The sequence below is a fragment of the Aeromonas popoffii genome (genome assembly GCF_037818705.1).
Taxonomy (GTDB): domain Bacteria; phylum Pseudomonadota; class Gammaproteobacteria; order Enterobacterales; family Aeromonadaceae; genus Aeromonas; species Aeromonas popoffii.
In genome coordinates, this window is the sequence record NZ_CP149129.1 from 331,181 (window position 1) to 355,238 (window position 24,058).

Sequence of the window (24,058 nt, forward strand, 5' to 3'; positions counted from 1 at the left end):
CCGCGAGACCATGGAGAGCGCTCTCGGCAGCAAGGGACTCAGTTTACGCAATTCGGCCTATTCAGCCGCTGCGCAGCCGTGACAGCAGCCGATCCATGGCGCGGTAGCCGAGCGCCTCGATCAGATGCTCCTTGCCGATGGCGGGCTGTCCTGCCAGATCGGCGATGGTACGTGACACCCGCAGGATACGGTGCCAGGCCCGGATGCTGAGCCCCAGCTTCTGGATGGCGTTCTCCAAAAACTCAGCATCTTGCGGCGATAATCGGCAAATATCCTCTATCTCGCGACTATCCAGCAGATTGTTGAGCTTGCCATTGCGGCTCAGCATGCGCTCCCGCGCCGCCAGTACCCGATCGCGGATCTGCTGGCTCGACTCCCCCCGCTCCGCTTTGCCGGTGAGGCTCCCCTTGGGCAGCAGCGGCACCTCCACCGTGAGGTCGAAGCGGTCGAGAAAGGGGCCGGAGAGCTTGCCGAGGTAGCGCAGGATCTGATCCGGGCTGGAGCGGGTCTGGCCGTCGCCATAGTGGCCGCAGGGGCTGGGGTTCATGGCGCCGATCAGCTGGAATCGGGCGGGGAAATCCACCTGACGGGCGGCCCGGCTGATGGTGATGTGGCCCGTCTCCAGCGGTTCGCGCAGAGAGTCGAGTACCTTGCGCTCGAATTCGGGCAGTTCGTCGAGAAACAGCACGCCATTGTGAGCCAGCGATATTTCGCCGGGGCGCGGGTGGCTGCCGCCGCCCACCAGCGCCACGGCGGAGGCACTGTGATGGGGCGTGCGATAGGGTCTGTGGTGCCAGTGACCGGCGCGCGGGGTCAGGCCACCGATGGAGTGGATGGCGGCGGTCTGCTGCGCCTCCTGCTCGCTGAGTGGCGGCAGAATGCCGGGCAGGCGGCTGGCCAGCATGCTCTTGCCGGTGCCGGGCGGGCCGATGAACAGCAGGTTGTGGCTGCCGGCGGCGGCGATCTCCAGCGCCCGCTTGGCCTGTGACTGGCCGATCACATCCTGCAGATCCGGCACGTCGGGCAGGGCATCCGTGGTTTGGGGATCCGGCAGCGGCAGCTCGTATTGTCCCGCCAGCCAGGCGGTGACGGCCAGCAGCTGGTGGGCGGTGCGCACCTCGGCATCCTGGATCAGCGAGGCCTCTGGGCCGTTCTCCCGCGGTACCAGCAGGGTGCGCCCTGCATCGCGACAGGCAAGCACGGCGGGCAGCACCCCAAGCACGGGACGGATCTCGCCGGTCAGGGCCAACTCCCCCAAAAATTCGTGATCGAGCAGGTATTTTGCGGGGATTTGCTTGGAAGCGGCGAGAATGCCGATAGCGATGGCCAGATCGAAACGGCCTCCCTCCTTGGGCAGATCGGCGGGCGCCAGATTGACGGTGATGTGCTTGCTCGGGAACTCGAAGTTGCCGTTGAGCAGAGCGCTGCGCACCCGATCCCGCGACTCTTTCACCGAGGTTTCCGGCAGGCCGACCATGTTGAAGGCGGGCAGGCCGTTGGAGAGGTGAACTTCCACCGTGACTTGTGGTGCCGCGATCCCGAGGCTGGCACGGCTATAAACCACAGCTAATGACATAAATCCCGTCCTTGAGTTGATATATGTTCTGACTAACGGCTTATTGTTGGTTTTTTATTCCAGGGTTCCGGCTGGGGAATAGCCAAAATCAGTGGGTTGTCACAGAAAAAAGGCTTGCCCAATAAAAATCACCATGCTAGTTCTAATAGCCATTCGCGGTGCAAACCGCCCCAATTTCACAGGATTTCCGGTTGTAACTATGAACATGGCCTCCCGTTTCGTCAGCATTATTGTGGTCCTAGTGGTGATTATTATCTCACCGCTCGGGGCTCGTTTAGCTGCACGGAACAAGGGATAGACCCACCACCGGACAGAACGAAACAAGCGACCCCCGAGCCTCACAGCTCGGGGGTTTTTTTTCGACTACAGGACAGGATTTTCCACATGAACGGCGCGCAGTTTTTGGTACAGGCTCTCAAGAAACAGGGTGTGACCCAGGTGTTTGGTTACCCGGGCGGAGCCATCATGCCGGTCTACGACGCCCTGTATGACGGGGGTCTTGCCCATCAGCTCTGCCGCCACGAGCAGGGGGCCGCCATGGCGGCGGTGGGTTATGCCCGCGCCTCCGGTCAGGTGGGGGTCTGCATCGCCACCTCGGGCCCGGGCGCCACCAATCTGGTGACCGGTCTGGCGGAGGCGCTGCTCGATTCCGTGCCGCTGGTGGCCATCAGCGGTCAGGTGCCCTGTTCCGCCATCGGCACCGATGCGTTTCAGGAAGTCGACGTGCTCGGCATGTCCCTCTCCTGCACCAAGCACTCCTTCATGGTGACCGATGCCGCCGATCTGGGGCGTGTGTTGGCAGAAGCGTTCGCCATCGCCACCGAAGGGCGTCCGGGGCCTGTGTTGATCGATTTTCCCAAGGATGTGCAACTTGCTGCCGTGCTGGCCCAGAGCCCGCTGTTTGCGGTGGAAGAGCCAGAGGTGCTCAATCCCTCGGAGTTGACCGCTGCTCGCACTCTGATCGCCGCTGCCGAGCGCCCGGTGCTCTACGTCGGGGGCGGGGTGGGCATGGCCAATGCCGAGCAGCAACTGCGCGACTTTGCTGCCGTCACCGGCATGCCTGCGGTCACTACCCTCAAGGGGATTGGCGCGCTCGACCCCGATAGCGCCGTTTATCTGGGCATGCTCGGCATGCACGGCACCAAGGCTGCCAACTACGCGGTGCAGCAGTGCGACCTGCTGGTGGTGGTGGGTGCCCGTTTCGACGACAGGGTAACCGGCAAGCTGGAGGAGTTCGCTCCCGAGGCGAAAGTGATCCATCTCGATGTGGATGCTGCCGAATTTGGCAAGCGCCGCGCCGCCGAGGTGGGTATCACTACGGATCTCAAGCTGGTGCTGCCAGCGCTTGGGCAGCCTCTCGCCATCGACCCATGGCGTGAGCACTGCGCGAACATGGCCCGCGAGTATGCATTTCGCTATGACCATCCCGGTCAGCCCATCTATGCCCCGGCGCTGCTCAAGCAGCTCTCCGCCCGGCTGCCGGAGACCAGCGTGGTGGCCTGTGACGTCGGTCAGCACCAGATGTGGGTAGCCCAGCACATGCGCTTTACCAGCCCGCGCAACCACCTCTCCAGCGCCGGTCTTGGCACCATGGGGTTCGGTCTGCCCGCCGCCATCGGCGCCAAGATGTCTAGACCGGAGGATGAAGTGGTGCTGGTGAGCGGTGACGGCTCTTTCATGATGAACGTGCAGGAGCTTGGCACCATCCGCCGCGCCCAGCTCAAGGTGAAGATGGTGCTGCTGGATAATCAGCGTCTCGGCATGGTGCGCCAGTGGCAGGAGCTGTTCTTCGACGGCCGCTATAGCGAGACCATCCTCTCCGACAACCCCGATTTCGTTGCCCTGGCTGCCGCTTTCGGCATTCCGGGTGAGACCATCACATGTAAGGAGCAGATAGCCGGTGCCCTCGAACGCCTGCTTGAGAGCGAAAGCGCCTATCTGCTGCATGTGGCTATTTCAGAGGAAGAAAACGTCTGGCCCCTGGTTCCGCCGGGAGTCGCCAACCACAAGATGATGGAGCAACGCCCATGAACCCGCACACCCTTGCACAGCCAGCATTTGCACAACACACCCTGCATATCCACGCCCAGCCCAGACCCGAAGTGATGGAGCGGGTGCTGCGGGTGGTGCGTCACCGTGGCTTCAATCTCTGCGCTCTTAGTATGGAAACGAGAGCGGAGCAGGATTGCCAACAGCTGCGGATCACGGTTACTGTCGAGTCGGTTCGTCCCATCCAGCAGTTGTGGAGCCAGCTGGTGAAGCTGGTGGACGTCTCCCGGGTCGATGCACTGGAACAGCAACCCCGGATCAGAGCTTAAGGAGCAACGTCAATGTCACAGTCTTCCCAATCCGCCACTCACCCGCAATACATCTGGTTCAATGGCAAACTGGTGCCCTGGCAGGATGCCCAGGTACACGTCATGAGCCACGCCCTGCACTACGGCTCCTCGGTGTTCGAGGGGGTGCGTGCCTACGATACCCCCAAAGGCACCTGCATCTTCCGGTTGCAGGAGCACACCCGCCGCCTGTTCGACTCCGCCAAAATCTACTGGATGGACGTGCCCTACAGCGAGTCCGACGTGAATGAAGCCTGCCGCACCGTGGTGCGCGAGAACGGCCTGAAGAGCGGCTATCTGCGCCCGCTGGCCTTTGTCGGCAACGTGGGGCTGGGGCTGCATCCGCCGCTGGATGCCAAGGCTGATCTGATGGTGGCCGCCCTGCCGTGGGGCGCCTATCTGGGTGAAGAGGGGCTGAAAAACGGGGTGGACGTCTGTGTCACCTCCTGGAACCGGCTGGCCCCCAACACCATCCCCACTGGCGCCAAGGCGGGCGGCAACTACCTCTCTTCCCAGCTCATCAGTCGCGAGGCCAAACGCAACGGCTTCGCCGAGGGGCTGGCGCTGGATGTGAACGGCTACCTGAGCGAAGGGGCGGGGGAGAACCTGTTCCTGGTGAAGAATGGCGTGCTCTTTACCCCGCCCGCCACCGCCGCCATCCTGCCCGGTATCACCCGCGACACCATCATGACGCTGGCCCGTGATCTGGGTTACGAGGTGCGTGAGCAGGCGCTGCCCCGCGAGGCGCTCTATGTGGCGGACGAGATCTTCATGACCGGCACCGCCGCCGAAGTAACGCCGGTACGCTCGGTCGATCGGATGAAGGTGGGCGCTGGCAGCCGTGGCCCGGTGACCGAGCAGCTGCAAAACGCCTTCTTTGGCCTGTTCAACGGCCAGACCGAGGACAAGTGGGGCTGGCTGACGCCAGTTCACGACTGATGAGAGAGGGGAGGTGCCATGCCTCCCCGAGTCGCTTCCGGTGAGGGCTGCCCAGTGGCGTCCTCACCAGGATCGATTCCGATCCACTCGTATCATCACCGCATAACGCATCGAGCCCATATGGGCATTCAGGGAGTAGAGATAATGCCGAAGTTGAGATCCGCCACCACCACCCACGGACGTAACATGGCCGGGGCCCGCGCCCTCTGGCGTGCTACCGGCATGACCGATCAGGATTTTGGCAAGCCCATCATCGCTGTGGTCAACTCCTTCACCCAGTTCGTACCGGGTCACGTGCATCTCAAGGACTTGGGGCAACTGGTGGCCCGCGAGATCGAAGCTGCGGGCGGAGTGGCCAAAGAGTTCAACACCATCGCCGTGGATGACGGCATCGCCATGGGCCACGGCGGCATGCTCTACTCCCTGCCATCACGCGAACTCATCGCCGACTCGGTGGAGTACATGGTCAACGCCCACTGCGCCGATGCCATGGTTTGTATCTCCAACTGCGACAAGATCACCCCGGGGATGCTGATGGCTGCCCTGCGCATCAACATTCCGGTGATCTTCGTCTCCGGCGGTCCCATGGAAGCGGGCAAGACCAAGCTGTCGGATCAGATCATCAAGCTGGATCTGGTGGATGCCATGATCCAGGGCGCCGATCCCAAGGTCTCCGATGCCCAGAGCGAACAGGTGGAGCGCAGCGCCTGCCCCACCTGCGGCTCTTGCTCCGGCATGTTCACCGCCAACTCCATGAACTGCCTGACCGAGGCGCTCGGCCTCTCCCAGCCGGGCAACGGCTCCATGCTGGCGACTCACGCCGATCGCGAGCAGCTGTTCAAGCTGGCGGGCCAGCGCATCGTGACGCTGGCCAAGCGCTGGTATGAGCAGGATGACGAGACCGCCCTGCCGCGCAATATCGCCACCAAGGCGGCGTTCGAGAACGCCATGGCGCTGGATATCGCCATGGGCGGCTCCACCAATACCGTGCTGCACCTGTTGGCGGCGGCGCAGGAGGCCGGGGTGGACTTCACCATGGCCGATATCGATCGCATGTCCCGCAAGGTGCCCCAGCTCTGCAAGGTGGCGCCCTCCACCCAGAAGTACCACATGGAAGATGTACACCGCGCCGGTGGTGTGGTGGCAATTCTGGGCCAGCTGGAAAAAGCGGGACTGGTGCACGGGGATACTCGCACCGTACTGGGTGGTTCCCTGGCCGAACTGCTCAACGAATATGACGTCAGCCGCCAGCCGAGCCAGGAGGTGGTGGACTTCTATCGCGCCGGGCCCGCCGGGATCCGCACCACCAAGGCATTCAGCCAGGATTGTCGTTGGCCCGAGCTGGATGTGGATCGCGCCGAAGGCTGTATCCGCTCGCTGGAAAATGCCTACAGCCAGGAGGGCGGCCTCGCCGTGCTCTCCGGCAACCTGGCGCTTGATGGCGCTATCGTCAAGACGGCCGGAGTGGATGACGAGAACCTCTGCTTCCGTGGCCCGGCCCGGGTATTCGAGAGCCAGGACTCGGCGGTTGCCGGCATTCTGGACGGTACCGTCAAGGCTGGTGAAGTTGTGGTGATCCGCTACGAAGGGCCCAAAGGGGGCCCCGGCATGCAGGAGATGCTCTATCCCACCACTTATCTGAAATCCATGGGATTGGGCAAGCAGTGCGCCCTGATCACCGATGGCCGCTTCTCCGGCGGTACCTCGGGTCTCTCCATCGGTCACGTCTCGCCGGAGGCTGCCTCCGGCGGCACCATAGGTCTGGTGGAGGATGGCGACATCATCAACATCAACATCCCGGCCCGCAGCATGGTGCTGGAGGTGGCCGACAGCGTGCTGGCCGCCCGCCGTGTTGCCGTGGAAGCCCGTGGCTGGAAGCCGCTCGACCGTCAGCGTCAGGTCTCCTTTGCCCTGCGCGCCTACGCCATGCTCGCCACCAGCGCTGACAAGGGCGCGGTGCGTGACCGCAGCAAGCTGGAGGAGTAAACAATGGTCTCTGCGGCTGATTATCTACGCAAGGTGTTGCTCTCCCCCGTCTATGAGGCGGCGCGGGTGACACCCTTGCAGACCCTTAAAAAATTGTCCGAGCGGCTCGGCAACCATGTCAGTTTGAAGCGGGAGGATCTGCAACCGGTCCACTCCTTCAAGCTGCGCGGCGCCTACCACAAGATTGCCACCCTGACCCAGGAGCAGAAGGATCACGGTGTCATCGCTGCCTCTGCCGGTAACCATGCGCAGGGGGTCGCCCTGTCGGCGGCCAAGCTTGGCATCAAGGCGATCATAGTGATGCCCAAGACCACGCCGGACATCAAGATCGATGCGGTGCGTCGTCAAGGTGGCAACGTTATGCTGTTTGGCAACAGCTTCGACGAGGCTTACGGCGAGAGCCGCCGTCTCGCCGAACTGGAGGGCTACACCCTGATACCGCCGTTTGACGACGTCGAGGTGATCGCCGGGCAGGGCACTATCGGCAAGGAGCTGCTGGATCAGGACATTCACCTCACCCACGTCTTCGTGCCGGTGGGCGGCGGTGGTCTGGCCGCCGGGGTGGCGGTCTACATCAAGCAGCTGCTGCCGGATGTGAAGGTGATTGGGGTGGAGGCGGAGGGCTCTGCCTGCCTCAAGGCGGCCATGGCGGCGGGCGAGCCGGTCAATCTGGAGCGGGTCTCGCTGTTTGCCGACGGGGTGGCGGTCAGGCGCATCGGCGAGGAGACCTTCCGGCTCTGCAACCAGTATCTGGACGAGGTGGTGACCGTCTCCAATGACCAGATCTGCGCCGCGTTGAAAGACATCTTCGATGACTGCCGCGCCATCGCCGAGCCGTCGGGGGCTTTGTCGCTGGCGGGGTTGAAAGCCTACAGCGAGCGTGAGCAGGTCAAAGGGGGGCGGATGGCGGCCATTCTGTCGGGTGCCAACGTCAACTTTCACAGCCTGCGCTACGTGTCGGAGCGTTGCGAGATCGGCGAGAAGCGCGAGGGCATGTTGGCGGTGACCATCCCCGAGCGCAAAGGGGCCTTCCTCGACTTCTGCCGTCAGCTTGGGCCCCGCATGGTGACCGAGTTCAACTACCGCTACTCGGATGCGGCGCAAGCTTCGCTGTTTGTCTCGGTGCGCCTCACCGGCGGTGACGAGGAGCTCGGGCAGATCATCGATCAGCTCGGCGGCAACGGCTATCCGGTGGTCAACATGACCGAGAGCGAGCTGGCCAAGAACCATGTGCGCTACATGATTGGTGGCCGCCCGGCCCGGCCCCTTGGTGAACGTCTCTACAGTTTCAAGTTTCCGGAGCAACCGGGCGCCCTGATGCGCTTCCTCGAGACCCTGGGCTGCCGCTGGAACATCAGCCTGTTCCACTACCGCAACCACGGCGCTGACTATGGCCGGGTGTTGTGTGCCTTTGAGCTGCCAGACGAAGACGTGGCCGCCTTCCACGACTACCTGCGCGAGATTGGTTACGGCTGGAAAGAGGTGAGCGACGACCCCGCCTACCGGCTGTTTCTGGCGAGCTGATGATGAGCAGAACACAAGCAGGGAGGCCGCAAGCCTCCCTCTTTTTTTGCGGCCGTGGCGGTTGGTAAACAGGGCAACTTATTGGGCCCGGTTGCTCCCTGCCGCTCTCTACGACGATTCTGCGTCTGCACCGTTTTTCCAGTCGGAAATGTCGGCAGCTTCACACTATTGAGTCCCAAGTCATTTGAGGCCGGCGATAGATGGGATAACCTGACGAACGGTGCCGTATTTGCCCCATCAGGGAAGATAAGCGCATAACGACTCATTGCAGAGGCTTTCACCATGAATAAATCGATACTTGCCGTGCTGGTCTGCGGCCTGCTTACGACGGGGGCCGTGCAGGCAGCCGCCCAGGACAACACCTGGTATGCCGGCGGCAAGGCCGGTTGGTCCAACTTTTACGGTGTGGATTACAACGAGCAGGTCAAAGCCGTCGTCGACCTTGTTGAACCAGACAAGACGCACAGCGATCTTGGCCTGGGGGCGTTTGTCGGCTATCAGCTTAACCCCAACCTGGGTTTCGAGCTGGGTTATGACTGGCTTGGCAAGTACAAGCTGGACAAGACGGTATCACAGGGCACCGTGTCAGCCGGGCTGAATGGCGAAGCCAAGGCGCAGATGGTGCAGGCCACCATGAAAATCAGCCTCCCGGCCACCTCGGATCTGGATGTTTATGGCCGGTTGGGGGGGGCTTACGCTTGGACTGAGAGCGCGTATTCCGGATGGAACAAAGACTCCGCCAATCCAGCCAATGATCTCTCATTCGAGAACAAGGGACACAAGTATCACGGGGCCGCATTTGTGGGGGCGCTGGGCGTTGAGTACGCGATTGAGCGTGATTGGGCCGCCCGCATCGAATATCAGTACACAACGCCGCTGGGGGATACCTCCCTCGATCGCTCCGGCATTGAGATGGATAACGGTCTGCTCTCCGTCGGCATGCTCTACCGCTTCGGTCAGCATGGGAGGGATGTGGTGGCCCCGGCACCGGCGCCCGCCGTGGCGCCGGCTCCTGCTGCCGTGGTCGTCACCCGGCAGTTCAGCCTTAGCTCGGACGTGCTGTTCGAGTTCAACAAGGCCACCCTGAAGCCGGCTGCCCGTCAGGCGCTCGATACCCTGTTCAGCCAGATAGTTGCCGCCAATCCCAAGGATGGTGAGGCGACTGTGATCGGGCATACCGACCGCCTAGGTTCCCATGCCCACAACCAGACCCTGTCGGAGCAGCGTGCCCGCAGCGTGGCCGACTACCTGATCGCCCGGGGACTGGTTGCCGACAGGGTGCGGGTCGAGGGGCGTGGCAAGTCCTACCCCGTGACCGGCAACAACTGCACCAGCAACTCCAGATCTGAGCTGATCGCCTGTCTGGCACCGGATCGTCGGGTGGAGGTGCGGCTGGAAGGTGTCTCCCTGGCCGCCAAGTAACTGTACTGGTGTGAATCACAACAAGGGAGGCACGGCCTCCCTTGTTGTTTATATGGCCTTGAGTTGCCACTGCCTCAACCGCTGAAAGCCGTGACTCAGCAGGATCAGGAGCAGGGCACCGGGCAGCACGGTTTGCCACAGGAAGGGCCACTCCTGTCCCGTCATCAGTACCAGCAGGGGGTTGGCACCGGCGGGAGGGTGTATGAGCGCTATTCGGTGCATCAAGGTGATGGCCAGACCCACTCCCAATGCCAGTTGCAGCTCCAGCGGCAAGGGGAGCGACTGTACCAGCAAGCCGACCGTGGCTGTCAGCAGGTGGCCTCCGAGCACATTGTTCGGGCGGGCCAGCGGGCTGGCGGGCAGTGAAAACAGCAGCACGCAGCTTGCTCCGAAGGGCGCCATGATCAGGACAGTGTGCCAGCTGATGTTCAGCCAGCCCAACACCCCGATCGCCAGTGCCGCGCCCACTCCTGCCCATAACGGGTCATGCCATTTTGTCATCACGTTTCCCTCTTGGTTTGTCTGACGTGATTAGGCACATTAGGTAGACAGATCGGTGTACTTCAAGGGGAAAATGACGTGAGTGAAAAACGGCAGCAGCTGATGGAAACCGCCTATCGTCTGTTCAATCGTCATGGTTTTCACGCAACCGGCATAGATCGCATCTGGGCGGAGGCGGGTAGCACCAAGCGAACCCTCTACCGCCATTTTCCCACCAAGGATGCCTTGATCGAGGCTGTACTGCTCTCCCGCGAGCAGGAGTTCTTCGCCCTGCTCGCGGGGAAGCTGGCAGGTCTGGAGGGGAGGGAGAGTCGGTTGCACGCCCTGTTCGACGGATTCGGGGAGTGGTTTGGCCGCAGCGACTTCTATGGTTGCAACTTCATCAATGCCAGCGCCGAGTTTGCCGACTCGCGTCATCCGGTCCGCAAGCTGGTGGTGGCACACAAGCAGGTGCTGCTGAACTGGGTCAGGGAGCAACTCGGGTGCAGCCTCTTGCAAGCCACCGGGATCTGCCTGCTGCTGGAGGGGGCTGTGGTGATGGCTCACAGCTATCAGCAGCCGCTGGCGCTGGAGCAGGCCAGATCACTGGCCCTGGCCGTGTTATGTGCCGATGGCGAGTCACCACTGCTGGCGAGTTGCCGCCAGCGCCTGAGCGGCAGGTGAACTGGCTCAGTTCAGCTCGGTGGGGTCTATATCCAGACTCCAGCGCACCTTCTTGGTCTCCGGCCAGCCCTCCAGCTCCTTCACCGCCCAATCCAGCAGCTGGGCCAGCGGTGCCCGGTTCGGCCCCTGCACCAGCAACTGCATGCGGAACTTGCCCGCCTTGCGCTCCATAAAGCCACTGATGGGCCCCAGCACCTGCAGATGGGGATAGCGGGCGCTGCGCAGGGTATCGGCGAGGCGGGTAAGGAACAACTGCACCTCGTCGCGCCCCGTGGCCTCAGCACGGAACAAGCTTTGATAGCTAAATGGCGGCAACCCCAGCAGGCGACGCTCTTTCAGCGCCGTGTCGGCAAAGTGACCGTAACCGTTCTGGGTCAGATCCTGCAACAGGGCGTGCTCCGGATGATGACTCTGCAGCACCACCAGCCCTGGCTTGCTGGCGCGACCGGCGCGGCCCGCCACCTGGGTGTAGAGCTGGGCCAACTTCTCGGCGGCGCGAAAATCGGCGGAAAACAGAGCGCCATCCACATCCAGCAGGCCCACCAGGGTTACATCCGGAAAGTGGTGCCCCTTGGCCAGCATCTGGGTGCCGATCAGGATCTTGTACTTGCCCGCCTTGATGTCGCCGAGGTGAGTTTCCAGCTCCCCCTTGCGGCGAGTGTTGTCCCGATCGATGCGCACCACGGGGTAGTGCGGGAAAACCGTGGTGAGCAGCTGTTCCAGCTGCTCGGTACCCACTCCCGAGCCGATCAGCTCGTTGCTGCCGCACTCGGGGCAGCTGTGGGGCAGCGGGCGCACGCTGTCGCAGTGGTGGCAGTGCAGGCGACGCCCTGCCTGATGCCAGGTGTACCAGGCGTCACAGCGCTCGCAGGCGGCGCTCCAGCCACACTGGTGGCAGATAAGGGACGGGGCATAGCCGCGCCGGTTGAGAAACAGCATTACCTGATTGCCTGCCGCCAGGTGCTCCGCCATCAGCTGCTCCAGCTGGGGGGAGAGCCCGGCCTGCAGCCGCACGCTCTTGATGTCCAGGATCACCTGGCGGGCGGTCTGGGCGTTGCCGGCGCGCCGCGTCAGGCTGAGGTGGTGATACTTGCCACTGCGGGCATTGTGCAGCGTCTCCAGCGAGGGGGTGGCCGAGCCGAGCAGTATGGGGATACCGGCGCGATGGGCCCGCATCACCGCCAGATCTCGGGCGTGGTAGCGAAAACCGTCCTGCTGCTTGAAGGATCCGTCGTGCTCCTCGTCGATGATGATGATGCCGAGGTTCTTGAACGGGGTGAAGACGGCGGAGCGAGTGCCGATCAGGATGGCGGCGCCGCCATCGCGGCAGGCGAGCCAGGCGTCAAGCCGCTCCCGATCGTTCATGGCCGAGTTCATCGCCACCACGGGCACCTTGAAGCGGCGACGGAAGCGGTTGATGGTCTGGGGGGTGAGGCCGATCTCCGGCACCATCACCAGCGCCTGCTTGCCCGCCCTGAGCAGGGGCTCGAGAATGCTCAGGTACACCTCTGTCTTGCCGGAGCCGGTGATACCATCGAGCAGGAAGGCGCCGAACTGGTTGCTCTGGCTGGTGATGGCGGATACCGCCAGCGCCTGCTCGCCGTTGAGTCGCAGCCCCTCTCCCGCGTCAAAAGACGTCGCCCAGTCGCCGTCATGGCTCGGCTCCAGCGAACGCTTCTCCAACAGCCCCTTCTTCTCCAGCGCCGTGAGCGCCGCGCTCTGGATCTCTTCCTGCTTGAGGGCTGACGGCGTCTGCGGCCCCTTGCGCAGCAAGGCGAGGGCCTGTTGCTGCTTGGCGGCCCGCTTGAGCTCATTGAGATCGATCGCCATGCCGGCCTCGGTGGCAAACCAGAACTCCAGCTCCCGGTAGGCGGCGGGCTCCCCCTTGCGCACCAGCACCGGCAGGGCGTGAGGCAGCACCTCCCCTAGCGGATGCTGGTAGTAGTTTGCGCTCCAGGCCATCAGCGCCAGTATGTCCGGCCCCAGCACGGGGGAGTTATCAAGCACTCGCTTGATGGGCTTGAGCTTGTTGCGGGGCACCAGGTTGTCGGTCGGATGCTCCACCACCAACCCGACCAGGGTCTGGGGACCGAAAGGGATCTCGACCCGACAGCCGGGCTCAGGCAGGGGCAAGGGAGAGAGATAGTCGAAGTGACGGCGTAACGGTACCGGCACAGCCACACGAACCAGATCCAGCGTTTGGGAAGAATTCACCAGGGATTGCCTATTTTTTCTGCGAAGCCACTTGCCTGATCTCAGGCATTTCCTATATTATTCGCAGCCTTTGAAACTGTGTTCAACAATCGTGTGGTGTCCGACAGAAGATCGGATAGCGACACGGCCTGATAATTGAGGTTGTCCATGAAAGCTGGTATTCATCCTAACTACGTAGCCATCACCTGCAAGTGCTCCTGCGGTAATGTGATCAACACTTTCTCTACCCTGGGTAAAGATCTGAACCTGGACGTGTGCTCTGCATGCCACCCGTTCTATACCGGCAAGCAGAAAGAAGTTTCTAGCGGCGGCCGCGTAGACAAGTTCAACAAGCGTTTCGGTGGCTTGACTGCCAAGAAGTAATCTTGCTTCTGAAGAATTCTGAAAAAGGCGCCCATCGGGCGCCTTTTTTATTGGTTGGCGTTTTGTATTGAAGCGGTTTGCCCTATGGTGTTGGCTCAATCATGGGAGAAGAACAGATGCGCACATGTCTGGTGATGGGAGCTGCGGGGTATATAGGGTCTTACCTGGTGCCCCACCTGCAAGGGCTGGGTTATCAGGTGATCGCCGGGGCTCGTCGCCCTTGTCGTCTGCCGCCGGGTGTGGAGTTTCGCCTCGCCGACAGCCTCAAGCCCATCACACTGCTGCCCGCGCTGACGGGCATAGACACCGTCTTCTATCTGGTGCACGCCATGGGGGCTGGCGCCGACTTTCACCGGCTGGAGCAGCAGGGGGTGAAGAACTTCGCCGCCGCCGCCCGCGCCGCCGGGGTGCGCCGCATTATCTATTTGGGGGCCATCCAGCCCGAGCGTTGCAATAGCCGTCATCTCAACTCCCGCCGCCATTGTGGCGAGCTGTTTCGTGACTCCGGCGTGCCGACGGTGGAGCTGCGCTCCGGCATCATCGTAGGGCCGGGCTCGGCCGCCTTCGAGGTGATGCGGGATCTGGTGTTCAACCTGCCCATGATGGTCACGCCCAAGTGGGTACGCTCTCGCACACCGCCCATAGCGCTCTCCAACCTGCTGTACTATCTGGGCGGGCTGGTGGAGGTCGAGGGGGTGGATGGTCAGGTGCTCAACGCCGTTGGCCCCGAGCTGCTCAGCTATCAGCAGCAGTTGCAGAAGTTCGCCGCCCATATCGGCAAGCGCTGCCCCATCATCCCCATCCCGTTTCTGAGCCCGCGGCTCTCCGCCTGGTGGCTGCAATTTGTCACCTCTGTGCCGCAACCCGTCGCCAAGGCGCTGGTGGGCGGCCTCAAGCACGACATCCCGGCCGATGACGGCCCGCTGCGGGCCCTGCTGCCACAAACCCTGCTCAGCTTCGACGAGGCGCTCGGGGAGAGCCTGGCGCTGGAGCAGAAACTGGGGGCCGAGCAGCAGGGGCTGGAGACGCCGCTGGGGCTGCGCTGGCGCCATCCCGAGTACGGGTTTTATGACCGCACTGCCAGCGGGGAGGCCATCTGTCTTGCCGCTCCCGAGGTGGTGTGGCAGGTGTTGCAGCAGCTGGGGGGCGAGCAGCGTTACTTCTACATGAACGAGCTGTGGGTGGTGCGGGAGTGGATGGATCACCTGATCGGTGGCCCGGCCCGCACCCGTGGCCGCACTAACCCGGATCGCTTCGTGAAGGGGGACATGCTGGATTCCTGGCAGATCCTCGGGGTCGACGAGGGACGCAGACTGGATCTGCTGTTCAACATGAAGGCCCCGGGAGTGGGGCGGCTGGCGTTCAACATACTGCCGGAGGAGTCCGGCCTGACCCGCATCAAGGTGACGGCCCACTGGCATCCTCAGGGCGCCTGGGGGCTGGCCTACTGGCTCGCCATGCTGCCATTCCATCTCTTCATCTTCCAGGGGATGACGGAGGCCATCGCCAGACAGGCAGAGCTGAAAGCGGGCATCCCTGTGACGGAGTGAAACCATATCTATAACTAAATGGGTATTGGTGATTGGTGTGACATGCTAATTACTGGCTTGTCAGTGGCGGCAAAACGATACTTTCCTCTGTGAAAGCGCGATGGTTTTCTTTATGATCCCCAGCCCTCGCCCGCTGGCGAGCCCATGCACCACTCTATTCACTTCCGTATCGGGGTCCCCCATGTCCGATCTTCGTCAACAAGCACTCGATTACCATGCCCAGCCTGTGCCGGGCAAAATTGCCATCGCCCTCACCAAGCCCGCCGAGACAGCTCACGATCTGGCACTGGCCTACAGCCCGGGTGTGGCCGAGCCGGTGCGCGAGATTGCCGCCAATCCGGCCGATGCCTACCGCTATACCGGCAAGGGCAACCTGGTGGCCGTCATCTCCAACGGTACCGCCATCCTGGGACTGGGCAATCTGGGCCCGCTGGCGTCCAAGCCGGTGATGGAGGGCAAGGCCCTGCTGTTCAAGCGCTTCGCCGGCATAGATGCCATCGACATAGAGGTGAAGCACGAGACCAGTGCGCAGTTCATCGACACGGTTGCGGCCATCGCCGACACCTTCGGTGGCATCAACCTGGAAGACATCAAGGCGCCAGAGTGCTTTGAGATCGAAGAGGCGCTGATCGCCCGTTGCGACATCCCGGTGTTCCACGATGACCAGCACGGTACCGCCATCGTCACCGCTGCCGGTCTGCTCAATGCGCTGGAAGTGCAGGGCAAGCGCATCGAACAGAGTCGCATCGTCTGCATGGGTGCCGGGGCTGCAGCCACCGCCTGCATGGACTTGCTGATCAAGTGCGGTGCCGCGCCACACAACATCTTCATGCTCGACCGCCAGGGGGTGATCCACACAGGCCGCAGCGATCTGAACCAGTACAAGCAGCGCTTCGCCAACGACACCCCGCTGCGCACCCTGATGGATGTCATTGAAGGGGCGGATGTGTTTGTCGGTGTCTCCGGCCCGGATGTGCTGCCCGCCGAAGCGGTTGCCCTGATGGCGCCGCGCCCGGTGATCTTCGCCTGCTCCAACCCGGACCCGGAGATCAAGCCGTCCCTGGCCCACGCAGTGCGCGATGATCTCATCATGGGCACGGGCCGTTCGGATTATCCGAACCAGATCAACAACGTGCTCTGCTTCCCCTTCATCTTCCGTGGCGCGCTGGACGCCCGCGCCAGCCGCATCAACGATGCCATGAAGATAGCGGCGGTGGAGGCGATCCGCGGTCTGGTGAAGGAGCCGGTGCCGGCCGAGGTGCTGACCGCAGCCGGGGTGAGCGAGCTTTCCTTCGGCAAGGATTACGTCATTCCCAAGCCGATGGATGCCCGCCTGCTGCCACGGGTGGCCCGCGCCGTGGCGCTGGCGGCGGTAGCCTCCGGCGTGGCGCGCATCGCGCTGCCGGCAGACTACATGCTGGAATAAGTCGTCGGCGCTATACCGACCACGACAAAAGGGGCCCCATGATTGGGCCCCTTTTTGTTACAGGAAGCTTGATATGTCGTTATTTGGTCTTGGGGGCGACCTGGACGGCCGGTGCTTTGGCATGAGTGGCATTGTGATGCTTTTTCACCACCTTGGTCGGGGTCGCCTCGGGGGCGGCGGCCTTGGTGGGGGTGGCGGCCATGGTGAAGCCGGAGGTCAGGGCGAAGACTGCGGCCAGGCTCAGGGGGATCAGCTTGTTCATATTCCAGTTCCTCATTCGGGTTGATGACATGGAGCGTTGCTCCATGACGTCATCCTAAGGCCGTTCCGCTGGCGCTTCAGTGAGTGGCTGGTGACGGTTTGTATCCAAATGTACAGGTAGCGTCAGGCAGAAGCGGGCGCCGACCGCGCTGGGCAGCAGCTGCACCTCACCGCCGTGGTGGCGCGCTATGCTGCGCACGATGGCGAGGCCGAGGCCAGCGCCGCCGGTGCGGCGATCCCGGCTCTGATCCAGGCGCATGAAGGGTTCGAAGATCTGGGGCGCCAGCGCCGGATCTATGCCGGGGCCGTCATCGACCACCTCCAGCAGATAGTGATCCTGTTGCTGGCTCATGGCGAGGGTCACCCGGCTGGTGGCGTGGCGCAGGGCGTTGCCGATGAGGTTCTCCAGCGCCCGGTCCAGCAGGCGGGGATCGCCGTGCCAGCGCAGGGGATGGGCGGGACGACTGAATTCGAGCCGGGTTTGTGGCCGCAGCGCTTGCCAGTCCGGGAGGCGGCTGCCGGCCCAGCTGGTCAGCTCCAGTTCGCTGTATTGCAGCGGCAGCTCGGGGCGATCCAGCCTGGCGTAGGTGAGCATCTCCTCGATGAGGGCGTCCAGTGCCCCCAGATCGCGTTCCAGCCCCTGTTGTTCCGTTGCCGATGGTTGCGGATCCAGCATGGCGAGCCGGTAGCGCAGCCTGACCAGCGGGGTGCGCAGCTCGTGGGCGATGGCATCGGTCAGCTGTTTGCGAGTGGCCAGCATGGCTTGCAGCTGTTCCGTCATCTGATCGAAGGTGCGACCCACCCGGCCCAGGCTGCTGCCTGCGGGCAGGCCGGTGCGGCTGGAGAGATCCCCGTCACCAACCCGGCGGGCGGTTTGTTCGAGCCGTTGCAGACCACGCCAGTGCGGGCGCAGCCAGAGCAGTAGGGGCAGACCGAGGGAGAGACCGATGGCCAGCAGTAGCCCCACATCGACCCAGTGCAGCTCGTGCAGATAGGAGAGATAGGGCACGGGGCCGACGATCAGCACCTGATCGGTGCCCGTGATGCGCTGCAGGAAGGTGTCATCCCCCTCGACGATGACTATGTTTCCTGCCTCGAGAAAGGCCTGATCCTCCTTGGCCAGCGGCTGGTTGGCGAGGGCGCCGATATGCAGCGGCAGGGTGAGCTGGCGGCTCTGCTCCCCCATGCGCGCGGGCCAGTGTTCCGGCGGCAGGCGGGCCAGTTCGCCGGTGAGCAGGCCGAGGGAGCCTTGCATCATCCGCTCCAGATAGCGGTCGCCCGCCCGCTCGGCACTGACCTGATAGACAAAACCGACCAGCAGTATGGCCAGGGTGAAACAGCCGATCAGCAGCAGGTAGAACTGGATAAACAGACGGCGCATTGGGTGTGCTCTCCCGTGGTCAGAGGCGGATGGCCCTATGATTCCCAGGCCTGGGGCACCAGCAGATAACCCTTCTGGCGCACCGTCTTGATGCGGGTCGGGTTGTTGCTGTCATCTCCCAGCTTGCGGCGCAGGCGGGAGATGGCCACATCCATACTGCGGTCCTGACCGTCGTAGTCGCGGCCACGCAGGTTGCGAAACAGCGCCTCCCGTCCCAGGATCTGGCCCGCATGGCAGGCCAGTTCCCACAAGAGGTCGAAGTCAGCGGTGGAGAGGGGGATGCTGTCGCCATCGAGGCGCACATCCCGACCCGGCCCGTCGATCTGCAAGCGGCCGAACTGCAGGCGCTGGGGCGGCGTACTGGCCAAGGCTGTTTGCGGTGCCTGCCCCTGCTGGCGAAACTGGACCCGCAGCCGAGCCAGCAGCACAGGGGGTGGCGTTGTCTTGAGGATGTAGTCGTTGGCACCCAGCTCCAGACTCAGGATCTGGTTCATGTCGCTGTCGAGGGAGGTGAGCATGACGATGGGGCCCTTGAAGCGCGGGCGCAGATCCCGGCACAGGGAGAGACCATCCTGCCCTGGCAACATTATGTCGAGCAGCACCAGGTCTGGTTGCTCGGCTTCGATTCTGGCAAGTGCCATGTCGCCTCTGGGCTCCAGCAGCACCTCTATGTCGTGGCGGGCAAGCCAGCTGCTGATGAGCTGGCCTATTTCGGGATCATCTTCAACAAAAAGAATGCGTTGCATTGTGGCATGACACCCAGGCTGTGGCGCGGATGCGCGTGCCGCCAGCATAATGGCTCCCGGCCCGGCATGCACAGGGATAACTAATCAAACAGGGCCCTTGGGCCCTGTTGTCATGCTGGTCGTGGAGACCCGCCGAATCAGCCAGCCTTGCGCTTCAAGTAGACCCCGGCTTCCATGTGATGAGTCCAGGGGAACTGGTCAAACAGGGCGAGGCGGGCGATCTCGTGGGTCTCGCCAAGCAGCTGCATGTTGGCTTGCAGTGTCTCCGGGTTGCAGGAGATGTAGAGGATGTTGTCGTACTCCTGCACCAGTTTGACGGTGGCATCGTCGAGACCGGCGCGGGGCGGGTCGACGAAGATGGTGTTGCACTGGTAACTCTTGAGATCGACCCCCTTGAGGCGGTTGAACTCCCGCTCGCCGCGCATCGCCATGGTGAACTCCTCGGCCGACATGCGCAGTATGATCAGGTTGTCGATGCCGTTGGCGGCGATGTTGAACTGGGCTGAGTCGACGCTCGGCTTGGCGATCTCGGTGGCCAGTACCTTGCGAAAATTCTGGGCCAGCGCGATGGAGAAGTTGCCATTGCCGCAGTAGAGCTCCAGCAAGTCGCCTTCGCTCCCCCTGGTCACATCCAGCGCCCAGCCCAGCATCTGCTCATTGATGGCCGCGTTGGGCTGGGTGAAGCTGTTCTCCACCTGCTTGTAGACGAGCTCACGGCCCTGCACTGTCAGCCGCTCGATGACAAACTCCTCACCCAGGCAGATCTTCTGTTTGTGGGCGCGGCCAATCAGCCGCAGGTCGAACCCCTGAGCACGCAGAGCGGCTTGCAGCGTCTCGGCGGCTTGCTGCCACTCGGCTTCCAGCTTGCGGTGATAGAGCAAGCTGACGCAGAGCTGACCGGATTGGGTGGAGAGGTAATCGATCTGGAACAGCTTGTGGCGCAGCACGGGGTGCGGGCGCAGCCCTGCCAGCAGCAGCGGCATCAGCTGGTTGATCAGAAGGCTGGCGGTGGGGAAGTGATCGACCCGGATGATCTCCTTGGTGGCCGGTGCATACATGCAGTGGAAGAGGTCATCCCCCTCGTGCCAGATGCGAAATTCGGCGCGCATCCGGTAATGCTCGGCGGGGGAGGCATGCACCTCCAGTGAAGGCGGATTGAACCCGGTAAACAGCTGGGTGAGTCGCTCGCTCTTCTCATCGAGCTGGGCCTGATAGTCGGCGGGGGTCCGCAGGGCCTGAGAATTGGCGACAGCCCGCTGGGGTTGAGCATCGGCGGGAGTCCGCTGGGATTGGGTCATGATTTACCTCACATGCACGCCGGCCGGGCCGGGTCGAAATCGGGGGAAGGCAACGGGCCACCCAAAGGGTGTGGATTTTAAAAGGCCGTTGCAGATTGTCCAGTATTTTGTGGTCAAGAAGTGTTCAGTCAGGCCGATACCTGATCTACAGGCATGGTGGGAGGACACATTATGCAAATCGATGGCGTGGGCTCAGCCCAAACCAAGGGGGTGGGCGTTTCGCCCAAGGCACCCCAACAGGCACAAGAGAAGCAGACCCGCAGCGCAGAGGAGGTCTCCCTGCACAAGCCGCCCAAATGGGCGCAGGTGCTGGTGCAGCAGGCGTTGCAGTTTGCGCTGGAGATCAATGGCCAGGGTTATCAGGCTCCGAAGGCAAAAGAGCCCGAGGAGATAACGCCGGAGACACTGTTCGACTTCCAGTCGGTGGCGGACAACGTGTTGCAGTTCATCACCGGGCGGCTTGGCGCCGCGCGGGCCGATGGCAAATCCGACGACGACCTGACCAGAATGATGGAGCAGGCCCGCAAAGGAGTGGACAAGGGCTTTGGTGATGCCCGCAAGCAGTTGGGTGACTGGGCTACCGATAACGAAGACATCAAGACGGGCATAGATCAGAGCTACAAGCTGATCCAGAAGGGGCTCGATCAGTTCGAGAAAGAGTTCTTTGGCAAGGTCTCTTCCACCGACATGGGGCAGGCCGAAATGGCCAGTCGCCAGCAGGGATCGCTGGAGATCCAGACCAAGGATGGCGACAAGGTAGTGCTGCGCTTCAATGACAATTGGCAGCTCAAGTCACATAAAGACGACAGCGGCAGCCAGTTCAGCCTCAAGTCGAGCCAGAGCTTCAGCTTCTCGCTGGAAGGGGATCTCAGCAGCGAGGAGATGGACTCCATCGGCAAGCTGGTCAAGGGGATCGACGATCTGGCGGGCAATTTCTTCTCCGGCAACTTCGAGGATCTGCTGAAGAAGGCGGGCGAGCTGAAGCTGGATGACAGCCAGCTGGCCTCCTACTCCCTCAAGCTCAAGCAGAGCGTCAAGCTGAGCCAGACCTACCAGGGGGCCAGCTCGTTGCAGGATCTCCTCAAGCCGCTGGCGGACTATCTGCCCAAGCTCGATCAGGTGCAGCAACAGGCGGATGCCCTGCTGCCGAAATCGCAGCAGCAGGCACTGACTCCTGCGGTGCTGGCGGCCCGCGGCCAGAGCGAACCGGCCCAGGCCAACAGCTTTACCAGCTTCAACCAGCGGATGCTGGAGGCGCTGCGAATGATAGGCCAGTTCCAGCCTGCGACCGAGCCCACCAGCAAGCGCGTCTGAGCCGCCAGCCTGCAACGCAAGCCATGACCTGCCGTTTGCCAGCTCCCCCGGGGGCTGGCAAACTGGCTCTTTTCCCAATCCGGCGACCTTATGAACCCCAAGAAGCCCAGAGACAAGCGCGAGCTCTGCTACCCCTTCATCTTCGAAACCCAGTTCCAGTGTGATTACGAGATCGCCACCGACGAGCTTTGCTGTCAGGTGGGGGCCGTGCTCGCCCAGTTGCCACTGGCAGAGGGGACCCGGGAGGTGGTGGCCGACCTGGGGGCCCTGCAGCGGCTTATCTACAACCTCAACGGCTCGGTACGGGGCAAGCTCGGTATTTTTGAAGAGGATCTGGCGTGGCTGAAAACACGGTATGACCACTACAACGAGGCGAGCCGTGGCCGGGTTACGGGTTTCGTGCTGCCCCAGGGGCCCCAGCCCATTCCCACCCTGCACCTGTGCCGCTGCGGCAGCAAGAAGGTGGTTCGTCTGCTGGTGCGCCTCGAGGAGAGCGGTGTCCGCTTTGATCCCATCCTCTATCGCTTCGCCAACCTGCTGGCCAACTTCTTCTTCGTGCTGACCGTCTACCTCAAGCAGCTGTGGCAGGTGGAAGAAGTGCCCTACGTCAGCATCAATTACTGACGGGCAGGCTTATCGCAAGACAGTTGCTAGCTGATTGCCCTGCATAAAAAAAACCGGAGCCTTGCGCTCCGGTGTTGATTTTCAGCGCGCCAGCAGCGCACTCAGCTGGAGAGCAGCACTCTGGCCGAGTTGGCCGGGATGGTGAGCTGTACTTCACCCTGCACCACTTCGAACTTCTCACCGTTGAAGGCGTCTGTGAAGCGGCTGGCCGGGCTGGCGGTCTGCCACAGTGGCAGGCTGATGGTGCGCGGCTCGGTCGGATGACGGTTGCAGGCAACCACCACCTGATCGCTTTGCAGGGTGCGGGCGAACACATAGCTGTGCGGGCCTGCATAGAGGGTCTGAATGTCACCACGGCGCAGGGAGGGGCGCTGGCGGCGTATCTGGATCAACCGGCGGTAGTGGTCGTGCAACACGTGATCCCAGGCCGTGGTTTCCCAGGGGAAGCAGCGACGGCAGTCCGGGTCGTTGCCACCCGAGAGCCCCACCTCGTCACCGTAGTAGATGGAGGGTACGCCGATATAGGTGAGCAGCAGGGTGGCGGCCAGGGCCATGCGCTGCTTGTCTTCGCCCAGCAGGTGGAGGAAGCGGGCGGTATCGTGGCTGTCCAGCAGGTTGAACTGGGCCAGCTGGTTCTTGAACGGGATGTGGGCCCGTGCCAGCTTGAGCCAGCGATCCAGCTCCTCGGCGCTGATCTTGATGGGGTGATAGGCGATGTCCTGCCCCGTCAGAAAGGCGCGGATCGGGTGGGCGAAGCCATAGTAATTCATGGCGCCATCCTCCTGATCTCCTTGCAGCCACTGGCTCGCCTCGCAGAAGTGCTCACCGAGCACATAGGCATCCGGGTTCTCCTGCTTCACGGCGCCGCGAATGGCGCGCACATGGCCGCGATTGCCCTCGGCCGTGCCACGCTCCCCCAGCATGTGGATCACATCGAAGCGCCAGCCATCGATCTGGTAGGGGGCACGCATCCAATAGCGCAGGATGGCGTCATCGGCGCGATAGATGGCGTCCTGCACCTGTTCGCTGGCAAAGTCGAGTTTGGGCAGGCTGCGAATGCCCTTCCAGCTGACATAGTCCCCTTCGTTGTCAAAGGTGTAGAAGCTGCGCCACGGCGAATCCGGGTTGCGCTGGGCCCCCAGCGGCGGGCAGAACCAGGGGTGCTGGGTCGAGGTGTGGTTCACCACGGCATCCAGGATGACCTTCATGCCGCGCTGGTGCAGGTTGCGGGTCAGCTCGGCGAACTGCTCGTTGCTGCCGAGGTGGGTGTCCACCTTGAAGTAGTCCTGGGTATCGTACTTGTGGTTGCTCGGCGAATCGAAGATGGGGTTTAGGTAGAGGGCTGTGACCCCGAGAGATTGCAGGTAGTGCAGCTTGGCATCGATGCCCGCCAGATCCCCGCCGTAAAATTCACAGGCGCCATGCCCCTCTTCGTGACGGCTGACCGGCTCACCCCACGCCTTGCTGATGACCGCCTTGCCTCTGTACTCGTATTCGTGATGCTTGACGCTCAACGAGGGATCGCCGTTGCAGAAGCGGTCGGGGAAGATCTGGTAGAACACCTGATCCTGCACCCAGGCCGGGGGTTGATGCAGGCTGTTGAAGCGAAAATGTTGCTCGCGCGGCGGTATGGCCGGGCTGACACCCGCACCGTGCAGCCACCACTGTTCCTCGTCGGTCAGGCACTTGAAACAGTAAAGGTGGATATCCTGTCCTTTGACCAGCGGCAGGGTCGCCTGCCATACCTGCAACCTGTCCCGGGTGGAGACTGGCGTCATGGCCACCAGGTACTCCTCGTTGTCTGGCTCGTGGCGCAGCCACACCTCCCGAATGGGGGTATCCAGCGCGCTGAACAGGGTGAGTTGCAGGGTGTTGGCGCTCTCTTTGAACCAGGGCGCCACCTGGGGGTGAAACAGAAATGGATGGGTCATGAT

General features: G+C 62.7%; 20 protein-coding genes. 12 read left to right on the plus strand and 8 right to left on the minus strand.

Annotation, left to right across the window (positions count from 1 at the left end):
• Positions 1-61: 61 nt before the first annotated feature.
• Positions 62-1,576 carry a YifB family Mg chelatase-like AAA ATPase gene (locus WJM78_RS01605; protein WP_339012975.1) on the minus strand — a complete coding sequence of 505 codons (1,515 nt, stop codon included), beginning with the start codon at positions 1,574-1,576 and terminating at the stop codon, positions 62-64.
• 384 nt (positions 1,577-1,960) lie between these two features.
• Between WJM78_RS01605 and ilvG the strand changes: the two genes are divergently transcribed.
• The 6 genes from ilvG (at position 1,961) to ompA (ending at position 9,783) form a co-directional block, all read left to right on the plus strand.
• On the plus strand, positions 1,961-3,607 hold the full coding sequence (gene ilvG / locus WJM78_RS01610) for an acetolactate synthase 2 catalytic subunit (protein ID WP_339012978.1): 1,647 nt from the start codon (positions 1,961-1,963) through the stop codon (positions 3,605-3,607).
• Positions 3,604-3,894 (plus strand): acetolactate synthase 2 small subunit, encoded by a 291-nt coding sequence (ilvM, locus tag WJM78_RS01615; RefSeq protein ID WP_339012979.1) that lies wholly within the window; start codon positions 3,604-3,606, stop codon positions 3,892-3,894. The genes ilvG and ilvM overlap by 4 nt, the downstream gene beginning before the upstream one ends.
• Positions 3,895-3,906: 12 nt before the next feature.
• A complete protein-coding gene (locus WJM78_RS01620) occupies positions 3,907-4,851 on the plus strand; it encodes a branched-chain amino acid transaminase (RefSeq protein WP_275930875.1) in 945 nt (314 codons plus the stop codon).
• 144 nt (positions 4,852-4,995) lie between these two features.
• Positions 4,996-6,837, plus strand: coding sequence for a dihydroxy-acid dehydratase (ilvD, locus tag WJM78_RS01625; RefSeq protein ID WP_339012984.1), 1,842 nt, complete (start codon positions 4,996-4,998; stop codon positions 6,835-6,837).
• Between the two features lie 3 nt (positions 6,838-6,840).
• Positions 6,841-8,361: a threonine ammonia-lyase, biosynthetic gene (gene ilvA, locus WJM78_RS01630; RefSeq protein ID WP_042035892.1), complete on the plus strand. Its 1,521-nt coding sequence runs from the start codon at positions 6,841-6,843 to the stop codon at positions 8,359-8,361.
• A 282-nt stretch (positions 8,362-8,643) separates the two neighbouring features.
• Complete coding sequence (gene ompA / locus WJM78_RS01635; protein ID WP_339012988.1) at positions 8,644-9,783, plus strand: porin OmpA; 1,140 nt, start codon at positions 8,644-8,646, stop codon at positions 9,781-9,783.
• A gap of 48 nt (positions 9,784-9,831) precedes the next feature.
• On the opposite strand, the gene WJM78_RS01640 is transcribed toward ompA, so the two are convergent.
• Positions 9,832-10,284, minus strand: a complete 453-nt coding sequence (locus tag WJM78_RS01640) for an HPP family protein (protein WP_422388428.1) — start codon at positions 10,282-10,284, stop codon at positions 9,832-9,834.
• 78 nt (positions 10,285-10,362) lie between these two features.
• On the opposite strand from WJM78_RS01640, the gene WJM78_RS01645 reads away from it, so the two are divergent.
• A complete protein-coding gene (locus WJM78_RS01645; protein ID WP_339012991.1) occupies positions 10,363-10,947 on the plus strand; it encodes a helix-turn-helix domain-containing protein in 585 nt (194 codons plus the stop codon).
• A gap of 6 nt (positions 10,948-10,953) precedes the next feature.
• Here the strand turns inward: WJM78_RS01645 and priA are convergent, their stop codons facing one another.
• Positions 10,954-13,161 carry a primosomal protein N' gene (gene priA / locus WJM78_RS01650; RefSeq protein ID WP_339012993.1) on the minus strand — a complete coding sequence of 736 codons (2,208 nt, stop codon included), beginning with the start codon at positions 13,159-13,161 and terminating at the stop codon, positions 10,954-10,956.
• 147 nt (positions 13,162-13,308) lie between these two features.
• Here priA and rpmE point away from each other — a divergent pair, with 147 nt between their 5' ends.
• The 3 genes from rpmE (at position 13,309) to WJM78_RS01665 (ending at position 16,500) form a co-directional block, all read left to right on the plus strand.
• Entirely contained in the window at positions 13,309-13,524 is a 216-nt protein-coding gene (gene rpmE / locus WJM78_RS01655) for a 50S ribosomal protein L31 (protein WP_042035896.1), read from the plus strand.
• 116 nt (positions 13,525-13,640) lie between these two features.
• The gene (locus WJM78_RS01660; RefSeq protein ID WP_339012997.1) at positions 13,641-15,074 is read left to right on the plus strand and encodes a DUF2867 domain-containing protein; all 1,434 of its coding nucleotides are present in this window, start codon (positions 13,641-13,643) and stop codon (positions 15,072-15,074) included.
• Between the two features lie 181 nt (positions 15,075-15,255).
• Positions 15,256-16,500, plus strand: coding sequence for a malic enzyme-like NAD(P)-binding protein (locus tag WJM78_RS01665; protein ID WP_042035897.1), 1,245 nt, complete (start codon positions 15,256-15,258; stop codon positions 16,498-16,500).
• A gap of 79 nt (positions 16,501-16,579) precedes the next feature.
• On the opposite strand, the gene WJM78_RS01670 is transcribed toward WJM78_RS01665, so the two are convergent.
• From WJM78_RS01670 to trmA, 4 genes are all read right to left on the minus strand, one after another.
• Entirely contained in the window at positions 16,580-16,762 is a 183-nt protein-coding gene (locus WJM78_RS01670) for a hypothetical protein (protein ID WP_042035898.1), read from the minus strand.
• A gap of 54 nt (positions 16,763-16,816) precedes the next feature.
• On the minus strand, positions 16,817-18,142 hold the full coding sequence (gene rstB, locus WJM78_RS01675; protein ID WP_339013002.1) for a two-component system sensor histidine kinase RstB: 1,326 nt from the start codon (positions 18,140-18,142) through the stop codon (positions 16,817-16,819).
• Between the two features lie 35 nt (positions 18,143-18,177).
• Positions 18,178-18,888 (minus strand): two-component system response regulator RstA, encoded by a 711-nt coding sequence (rstA, locus tag WJM78_RS01680; RefSeq protein WP_339013005.1) that lies wholly within the window; start codon positions 18,886-18,888, stop codon positions 18,178-18,180.
• A 137-nt stretch (positions 18,889-19,025) separates the two neighbouring features.
• Positions 19,026-20,186 (minus strand): tRNA (uridine(54)-C5)-methyltransferase TrmA, encoded by a 1,161-nt coding sequence (gene trmA, locus WJM78_RS01685; protein WP_339013008.1) that lies wholly within the window; start codon positions 20,184-20,186, stop codon positions 19,026-19,028.
• A 171-nt stretch (positions 20,187-20,357) separates the two neighbouring features.
• Here trmA and WJM78_RS01690 point away from each other — a divergent pair, with 171 nt between their 5' ends.
• Both WJM78_RS01690 and WJM78_RS01695 read left to right on the plus strand, forming a co-directional pair.
• The gene (locus WJM78_RS01690) at positions 20,358-21,500 is read left to right on the plus strand and encodes a DUF5610 domain-containing protein (RefSeq protein WP_339013011.1); all 1,143 of its coding nucleotides are present in this window, start codon (positions 20,358-20,360) and stop codon (positions 21,498-21,500) included.
• 90 nt (positions 21,501-21,590) lie between these two features.
• Positions 21,591-22,124 (plus strand): ATP--cob(I)alamin adenosyltransferase, encoded by a 534-nt coding sequence (locus tag WJM78_RS01695; protein ID WP_287146121.1) that lies wholly within the window; start codon positions 21,591-21,593, stop codon positions 22,122-22,124.
• A gap of 101 nt (positions 22,125-22,225) precedes the next feature.
• Here WJM78_RS01695 and malZ read toward each other — a convergent pair whose 3' ends face one another.
• Positions 22,226-24,055, minus strand: a complete 1,830-nt coding sequence (malZ, locus tag WJM78_RS01700) for a maltodextrin glucosidase (protein WP_339013015.1) — start codon at positions 24,053-24,055, stop codon at positions 22,226-22,228.
• Positions 24,056-24,058 lie beyond the last annotated feature (3 nt).